The organism is Acidovorax sp. KPB24-03 (genome assembly GCF_057546605.1).
On record NZ_BAAJYR010000785.1, the window covers coordinates 1 to 902 of the forward strand.

A 902-nucleotide genomic window follows, 5' to 3' on the forward strand; every position below is an offset into this window, starting at 1 on the left:
GACGAGGGCCTGTCGGGCACGCTGTTCCTGCCGCCGGGCCCGGGACCGCACCCGGCCGTGCTGGTGCTCAACGGCTCGGGCGGCGGCATCAACGAGCCGCGTGCGGCGCTGTACGCCTCGCACGGCTACGCGGCGCTGGCGCTGGGCTACTTCCAGTCGCCGGGGCGGCCCGACCACATCTCGGACACGCACCTCGAATACTTCGAGACCGCGCTCGCCTGGCTGCACCGCACGGTGCGCCCGCGCGGCGGCTTCGTCGCGCTGAGCGGGCAGTCGCGCGGCGGCGAGCTGGTGCTGCTGCTGGGCACGCTGTTCCCTGAGCAGGTCTCGGCCGTCATCGGCTATGTGCCGGGCGCGGTGGTGCACAGCGCGCAGAACGCGTGCAACCCCGCCAACGGCCCCGACAGCCGCAACGGCCCGGCGTGGATCTTCCGCGGCCAGCCGCTGCCGCACCTGTGGGAGAACAACCGCACGGCCACCTGGGCGCCGTGGGACGAGGGACCCGAGCCGCGCCGCCATGCCAACGCGCTGCTCACCGCGCTGCAGGACGAGGAGGCCGTGGAGCGCGCCCGCATCCGCGTGGAGCGCATCCGCGGGCCGGTGCTGCTGCTGACCGCCGAGGACGACGGCTCCTGGCCCTCGTCGCGCTACGGCCGCATGGTCGTGGAGCGGCTGAAGGCCCATGCGCACCCGCACCCGGTGGCGCAGTACGACTACGCGGGCGCGGGGCATTCGATTTTGTTCCCCTACCTGCCCACCACGCAGACCGTGTACGCCCACCCGGTCTCGGGCCGGCTCAGCACCGGCGGCGGCGCGCCCGCGCCCAACGCCTGGGCCGACGAACACTCGTGGCGGCAGGTGCTATCGTTTTTGAAGCAAGCTGCCCTAGAAGAATCTGTGCT

Annotated in this window: 1 protein-coding gene; it reads left to right on the top strand. The window is 73.1% G+C overall.

What is annotated here, in order from left to right:
• A partial coding sequence (locus AC27KI_RS26000; RefSeq protein ID WP_487116727.1) for an acyl-CoA thioester hydrolase/BAAT C-terminal domain-containing protein occupies positions 1-902 on the top strand: 902 nt, incomplete at both ends.